At 51.9% G+C, this 7091-nt stretch carries 7 protein-coding genes and 2 rRNA genes; 4 read left to right on the top strand and 5 right to left on the bottom strand.

The window, feature by feature from the left end; all coding sequences use genetic code 11:
- Nucleotides 1-82, top strand: a 23S ribosomal RNA gene (locus BLQ17_RS05070); the annotation flags it as partial.
- Nucleotides 83-195: 113 nt separating this feature from the next.
- Nucleotides 196-312: ribosomal RNA gene (rrf, locus tag BLQ17_RS05065) — 5S ribosomal RNA — on the top strand.
- A gap of 102 nt (nt 313-414) precedes the next feature.
- Here rrf and BLQ17_RS05060 read toward each other — a convergent pair.
- Both BLQ17_RS05060 and BLQ17_RS22495 read right to left on the bottom strand, forming a co-directional pair.
- Nucleotides 415-681: a TraR/DksA C4-type zinc finger protein gene (locus BLQ17_RS05060; RefSeq protein ID WP_092220436.1), complete on the bottom strand. Its 267-nt coding sequence runs from the start codon at nt 679-681 to the stop codon at nt 415-417.
- A 27-nt stretch (nt 682-708) separates the two neighbouring features.
- A complete protein-coding gene (locus tag BLQ17_RS22495) occupies nt 709-864 on the bottom strand; it encodes a hypothetical protein (protein WP_176761097.1) in 156 nt (51 codons plus the stop codon).
- 279 nt (nt 865-1143) lie between these two features.
- On the opposite strand from BLQ17_RS22495, the gene BLQ17_RS05055 reads away from it, so the two are divergent.
- Both BLQ17_RS05055 and BLQ17_RS05050 read left to right on the top strand, forming a co-directional pair.
- Nucleotides 1144-2163: a bifunctional UDP-N-acetylglucosamine diphosphorylase/glucosamine-1-phosphate N-acetyltransferase GlmU gene (locus BLQ17_RS05055; RefSeq protein ID WP_092220434.1), complete on the top strand. Its 1020-nt coding sequence runs from the start codon at nt 1144-1146 to the stop codon at nt 2161-2163.
- Between the two features lie 52 nt (nt 2164-2215).
- A complete protein-coding gene (locus BLQ17_RS05050; RefSeq protein ID WP_092220432.1) occupies nt 2216-3505 on the top strand; it encodes an IMP cyclohydrolase in 1290 nt (429 codons plus the stop codon).
- Between the two features lie 131 nt (nt 3506-3636).
- On the opposite strand, the gene BLQ17_RS22490 is transcribed toward BLQ17_RS05050, so the two are convergent.
- From BLQ17_RS22490 to BLQ17_RS05040, 3 genes are all read right to left on the bottom strand, one after another.
- On the bottom strand, nt 3637-3804 hold the full coding sequence (locus BLQ17_RS22490) for a hypothetical protein (protein ID WP_176761096.1): 168 nt from the start codon (nt 3802-3804) through the stop codon (nt 3637-3639).
- A 61-nt stretch (nt 3805-3865) separates the two neighbouring features.
- Nucleotides 3866-4873 carry a polyprenyl synthetase family protein gene (locus BLQ17_RS05045; RefSeq protein ID WP_092220430.1) on the bottom strand — a complete coding sequence of 336 codons (1008 nt, stop codon included), beginning with the start codon at nt 4871-4873 and terminating at the stop codon, nt 3866-3868.
- Nucleotides 4874-4896: 23 nt separating this feature from the next.
- Entirely contained in the window at nt 4897-6861 is a 1965-nt protein-coding gene (locus BLQ17_RS05040) for a DNA repair helicase YoaA (protein WP_176761095.1), read from the bottom strand.
- Nucleotides 6862-7091 lie beyond the last annotated feature (230 nt).

Here is a 7091-nt window from a genome sequence, read left to right as displayed (position 1 = left end):
ACCACAACGTTGATAGGTCGGGTGTGGAAGCGTGGCAACACGTGGAGCTTACCGATACTAATAAGCCGTGCGGCTTATCCATATTTTTTGATTAATACTCTACTGATTGCTCTACTATTCGATTATCTGAGTTACTATAGGAAGGCGGGTCGCAATCCCACCCCCCTTCCCTGCTAAAGGAAACAAACAGATTTTTCCGGCGGTCATAGCGAAGAGGCTCCACCCGTTCCCATTCCGAACACGGAAGTTAAGCTCTTCTGCGCCGATGGTACTGCACGGGCGACTGTGTGGGAGAGTAGGTCGCCGCCGGTTTTATATATAAAGCCCCGTAATGCAAACGCATTACGGGGCTTTTTTGTTACCTTACCACACCACAGCCCCGGCAATTCCTGCTCAATCCGTTTTTCTGCCATATCAAAGGAAAATTGTTTGTTTTTTTTCAGGCCTGACAACTCTATGCGACCGCATCCTGGTCTCAATCATCTCCTGAGCTTCGATGCAAAGCGTCGCCAGAGGCTGGGCGACAAGCCTTTTGAGTCCTATCTCCTCTCCCGTCAGCTCGCAATACCCATATTCCCTGCGTTCGACACGGTCCAGCGCCCGGTCGATTTTCGCCAGCTTCAGCCTGTCTCTGTGATTGGCTTCCAGGGCCATCGCCAGTCCCGACTGCGAAGATGCCACGTCGAAGGGATCCGGATGATGCAGCCCCTACTCATGCAGGTTTTTACGGCTGGTTGAAGATTTGTTCACCAGGTCTACCCGTAGTCCCAGCAGCACCATTTTAAAATATCGCAGCTGGTCCTCGTTCATGTATCGTTCGCTTTCCAGTGGGAGATATCCACCGGATACATCCATGGTTCCCATAATGTCCTCTCGTTCTATGACATTTTCCAGATATTGTCGGCTGCAACTTTCAGATACGTTTTTTTTCTGACCCGTAATAATCAGGTTTGAACATGACCTTACCCGGCAAATGTTCGGTTACCATTAGAATAAAATGAGAATATCTGCTGTAGTCTGGCATATATTGCTCTTTGATATAGTGATGCAGTGTGCTACTATTGGCCTCTTTGATGCGCCAAAAACGGTGTCGCAAATTATGGTGCACCGCTTAACCACAACTGATTCAACCGTCTTTATTCCATGAACAACAAAGCATTAACCGCGATTATTCTCGCCGCCGGCAAAGGAACGAGAATGAAGTCACGGATGGCCAAAGTCCTTCATCCGCTGTTTTTCCGGCCAATGGTCGGCCATGTAATTGAAAGCGTCCTGGGGCTTACCCCTGGGCAGGTCATTATTGTAGTAGGTCATCAACATCAAAGTGTGCGTGAGCAGCTCAGGCAGTACCGGGTCGAATTTGCCGAACAGCAGAGACAGCTTGGGACCGGCCATGCGGTATTGGCTGCAGAGGATCTGGTTGATGATCGCCAGCGGGATATAATGATTCTCTGCGGAGACACTCCTCTTATCAGGCCGCAGACACTGTCGCAGCTGCACCGGATTCATACCGAATGCGGAAACGATCTCACCCTGCTGACCACAAAACTTGAGGATCCCACCAATTACGGGCGTATCGTCACTGATTTTAACGGTAATATCTCCGGGATAATCGAGGAGAAAGACGCCACCGAGGAGCAGCGAAAAATTACGGAAATCAACGGAGGTATCTACTGCGTCAGGGCAGAACTGTTGTTTCGCGCGCTCAAAAACGTCTCCAGCGACAACGCACAGGGCGAGATTTACCTGACCGATATTGTCAAAATTTTCGTTGACGATAAATTACAGGTGGGCAGATTTACCGTTGTTGACCCGAAAGATGTTCTCGGGGTAAACTCACGTCGTGAGCTCGCAGAAGCCCAGCGGGAGTTACAGCTGCGAAGAAACATGACACTCATGGATGACGGCGTCTCTTTTATCTCCCCGGAGACCACCCGCATCTCTTTAGAATCTACGGTGATGGCAGATACAATTGTTGAACCCTGCGTTCATATCTCCGGGTCCAGTCATATCGGTCATTGCACCACCATAGAACAGGGCAGTGTGTTGAAAAACTGCATTGTCGGCGACAATGTCTTCATTGGCGCCGGATGCTACCTGGAAAACATAACCATTGACGATGGAGCGCGAATTCCGCCCCTGACAAAGCAAATAATCTCCTGATCAACCGGCGGTTTTTATTTGGCACCGCCCCAGAAAAGTTGAGGAAAAAATTATGAGTGATTTGAAAAAAATGTATTCGACCATCCTGGGCGACTCCTTTCCCCATGAGATGACCATCTCTTTTGGCGATCAGAAACTTGTCTACCGTAAACGCACCTGGGCGATCCCCCAGAGCGACGGTTCGACAGACGAGCGTGGCATCCGCTATGGAGAAAACCCGGACCAGGAAGCCGCACTCTACGAGCTTGTCAACGGCAACCTGGTTCTAGGCGACTGCAGATTCATAGAGCCAGGAAACGGACTGGTCTCCGCCATCAAGGTGGAAGATATGCTCCAGGTCGGCAAACATCCCGGCAAAATCAACCTGACCGACATAGACAACGGCCTTAATATCATCAAATACCTGGTAGACAAACCGTCGGCGGTCATTCTCAAGCACAATAACCCGTGCGGGGCGGCTTACGGCGATGACCTCGCAACAGCGTTCAACAAGGCCCTCAGGTCCGATCGTATCGCCGCATTCGGCGGTGCGGTGGTGCTCAGCCGCCCATGTGACAAAGAAACAGCAGAGCTGCTGTCACAAAACTATCTCGAGGTCGTCTGTGCCCCCGAATTTGAAGAAGGCAGTCTTGAAATCCTGAGCAGACGAGCCAACCTTCGTATTATCAAGATAGCTGGCATCGACCGGCTTGTTGATTTTGAAAAATATCGTTTTGTCGATTTCAAGAGCCTCATTGATGGCGGCATTATCGTTCAGCAATCCGCAGTCAACTCCATCCGTTCCCTGGACGACCTGAGCCCCGCCACCGCTTCCTGGAAGGGTAACGACTACAGCTGCAAGCGCCAGCCGACCAAGCGCGAGATAGACGATATGATCTTCGGCTGGGCCGTTGAGCACGGGGTGACCTCAAATTCCGTACTCTATGTAAAAGACGGGGCAACAGTGGGTATTGGAACCGGCGAGCAGGATCGCGTCGGGGTGGCGGAGATAGCTGTTCATAAAGCGTATATAAAATATGCCGACATACTCTGTTTTGACACCCACGGAATAGGTTACGCTGACCTGGAACTTGCAATCTCAAGAAATGAGCGTGACCGGGCGGAGAAAGATCTCATAGACGAGCGGGTTGCCAGGGAGCGCGCTGACCTTCCCGGATCGGTAATGATTTCCGATGCTTTCTTCCCGTTCAGGGACGGCGCAGATGTGGGAATCGCTCAGGGGGTGTCGGCAATCCTGCAGGCGGGCGGTTCCATGCGTGATTTTGAAACTATCGAGGCGTGCAATGAGGCGGACCCGCCGGTTGCTATGATGTTTACCGGCCAGCGTTCTTTCAAGCATTGACCTGAAGTTGTTAGAAGCTGTTAACGGGCCAGGTGCACCTGGCCCAGATTTTTCTGCCCGCATATGGTTGCAACCGACCGGCTTGCTGATATGCGGGCAATTCCACCCGTTGCTGCTGCACCAGCTTTTTCTCAGGCGAAAACCGTGCGGAAGAAAATCACATAGCCAACCGTACCGACGGTGACAACAAGCAGCGCAAACAACGCAAGGCCTGCCAGAATACGGCTCAAATTCACCTTTATCCAGCTCTGTTGTTTTACTTTTTTGCCCCTTCTGCTGTTGCTACGCCTGGCGACCATAAAGCCGATATCCCCTTATTTTCTGAGCGGCAGATCTGGATTTTTTCCCCCGCCTCTTTTGTTATTTTTCACGCATTACCACATAGCTGGCAAGAGACTCCAGAACCATTTTCTCTTTTTCCATCCGTGGTGAAGTAAATATCCGCAGGTTGTCCACGGCCCGGCGCGACGCATCCTCAGCCTGTTGCCTGGCGGTGACAAAACCGTCATAGCGGTCGATCAGCTCGACAGTCTCCAGGAGTCCGTCACGCCGTATCTCCTCACTGGAGATGATTGTAAGCAGACGGTTGCGGTCGTCAGTTCCGGCCCGGTCAATTGCCAGAATCAGAGGCAGGGTCATCTTTCCCTCGGCCAGGTCATTACCCACAGCCTTTCCCGTTTTTTCAGGGTTACCGAGGTAGTCCAGCAAATCATCGGTCACCTGAAAGGCGCAGCCGAGATTTTCACCATAACTTTTCAACGCCTTTACCTGGTCGCCATTTCCTCCACCGAACATGGCGCCAACCTCGCAGGCGGCCGCAATAAGCAGTCCGGTTTTCCCCATTATGGCGTTGTAATAATCAAGTTCTGATAAATTGTGTTTTTGAGCGTTTCTGAGCTGCATAAATTCGCCCTCGGCCATACCCTTGGTGGCCCTGCAGAAGCTGGCGAGCCCATCTTTACCCGCCATTTGGCCGACTATATCCATCGCATGGGCATGGAGGAAATCCCCGGCGAGAATGGCGGAGACAACCCCGAATTTCTTGTGCACCGAGAGCTTGCCCCGCCTGGTTGCCGACCCGTCGATGATATCGTCATGGAAAAGTGTCGCGGCATGAAGATACTCAAAAGCGATGCCCAGCTGGTAAATCCGCTCATTTTCCACGGTGCAGAGACGGCCGGCAAGAACCGTCAGAAACGGTCTGATGCGCTTACCGCCGTTGAAAAGACCATACTCCAGCACCGCTGACAACAGCTCGTCGATATCAGGGCCAAACAGCGCTTGGTCCTGGCGCATGCATCGATCTATTTTCGCCGCCTCACCCTTGACCTGTTCCAGCAGTCCTGCCATTAGTTGTTGATTATCCATTAATACTCCAACATAAAAGTGTACTATTGGTTTGTTGCACCATCGAAAAATGTCTCAATATCTTCCATCTTCTCGGTGACCGGTGACGGCGGCAGACTTTTGAGAAAAGTCGAGCCATAGCTTTTGCGCCGAAGCCGGACATCCATAATTGCGATCACCCCCCTGTCCGAGGCAGCACGCATAAGCCTGCCGACCCCCTGCCGAAGAGAGAGAACGGCCCTTGGGACCTGAAAAGTGAAAAAGGGATTCCGGCCGCTGCTTTTTATCTGTTCAATCCTGGCCTTCAACACCGGGTCACTGGGTACTTCAAACGGCAGTTTGTCGATAATTACGCAGCTCAGGGACTCTCCGGCGATATCAACACCTTCCCAGAAGCTTGCCACCGCCACCAGCACCGACTCCTTTTCCTTGCGAAACCGGGCGAGCAGGGATTTTTTTGACTGCTCGCCCTGGACCAGCACAGTATACTCGATATTGCTGCGCAGGACATCGGCCAGTTCATCCATTGCCTTGAAACTGGTACAGAGGATAAGTGCCCTGCCCCTTGTCAGGCGGAGTATCTCGGTAATAGTCAGAGCAAGCATGGAACGGTAATTTTCTTCATTGGGGAGCGGAAACCCTGCTCCGGGTATATAAAGAAGAGAGTGGTGCGCATAATCAAAAGGTGAGGAAAACTGCGCAAACCTGGTCTGCTCATCCAGTCCCAACCGGTCTTTCATGTAGGAGAACGACCCACCGGTAGACAGGGTTGCCGAGGTGAGGATACAGGTCTCAACGTTGCTGTAGAGCACCTCGTGGAGAACCGGGGCAACCTCCAGAGGGGTCGTCGACAACACTACCGCTTTCTCTCTTTTTTCATACCATCTCACGAACGAGGCGTCTTCTGGACCAACCTCAAGAGCAATATGGCGAAGGTTCTGCTCCAACTCTTCAGCTCTTTTTACCAACCCCGCCCAGCTCTCTCCATATTGAGTGTAGCGTCCGAGTTTGTCCCCTACCCTGGCGATACCCGTCAGCAGCAGTTCAACATTTTCGCGCCAGACATCAGCCGTCACCCGGTCTATTAAACCGTCCAGGGGAAAACGTCCGGTTGCCCCTTCAAAAACGGACGTGAACTGCTCCGCTCTCACCCGCAACCCCGATAGACTTGGCAGCAGTTCATCAACAACGTCCGGGTTCAGCTGCTGTTGTGCCTGATGTTCTATATCCGCTACTAGGTCGATGAGTTGAAAATGGCTGAATCTCTTGCCGAAAAAGGTACTGACGACATTTTCCACATGGTGCGCCTCATCGAAGATCACCGCCTGGTAACCGGGAAGGAGATCGCCGTAGCCACTGTTTTTAAGCGCCAGGTCGGAGAAAAAGAGGTGATGGTTAACGATGAGCATCTGCGCCGCGCCAGCTTTTTTACGCAGCCTGGTGATAAAGCAAGAGGACAGCTCCGGGCAATCGCCGCCGAGACAATGGGTTGACCGGGCCGAAATTCGGCTCCACAGGGGAGAATACTCATTGAGGAACTCAAGCTCCGCCCGGTCTCCGGTGGTCGTTTTTTCAAGCCACCGGTCGATCTTTTCAAGATCGGGATCATCGCTTAAAAACAGCTGGGGTGTGGCCCGGAGCTGGAACCACCGGTAAAGGCAGATGTAATTTTCCCTGCCTTTCATGCACAGAGCCTTGGCCGAACGTTCAAGCAAAGTCTCCACCAGCGGCAGGTCCTTGTCCACTATCTGGTCCTGAAGATTAAGGGTCGCGGTGGAGATCACGACCTTTTTCCCGGAAAGCAGAGCGGGTACGAGATAGGCAAGGGTTTTACCTATGCCGGTTTCCGCCTCGATGACGACGAGATGAGGGGGCTGGTTTTCGTCGCACGCCTCTTCTCTGCCAAGGGCACAGCCGACCATCCGGGCCATGGCGAGTTGTCCCTGCCGCTCTTCAAATCGGCTGAAGTGGTTCGCCAACAATCCTCCCTTTAAAAAAATATCTTCCAACTCCATCTCCTGCTGTTGCCTCCGGGCCAAGTCATCGCCTTTTGCTGGGTCTTTGTATTTTAGTGGTCACAATCATATTGGAACATAACGCTGGTTCCAAGTAAAATCGGAACCATAAGACCATATCATTATTATTTTCCGAAACATCGGCTAAAATATGGAGAGAACTGCCACATTTTTTGTTTCCATCGGATGTGGAAAAGATATAATTGATTGAGCCGAAAAATTCC

This window comes from Desulforhopalus singaporensis (genome assembly GCF_900104445.1).
In the GTDB taxonomy this organism is placed as follows: domain Bacteria; phylum Desulfobacterota; class Desulfobulbia; order Desulfobulbales; family Desulfocapsaceae; genus Desulforhopalus_A; species Desulforhopalus_A singaporensis.
Note: the sequence above shows the minus strand (reverse complement) of the source record. Positions and strands in the feature narration are given on the sequence as shown.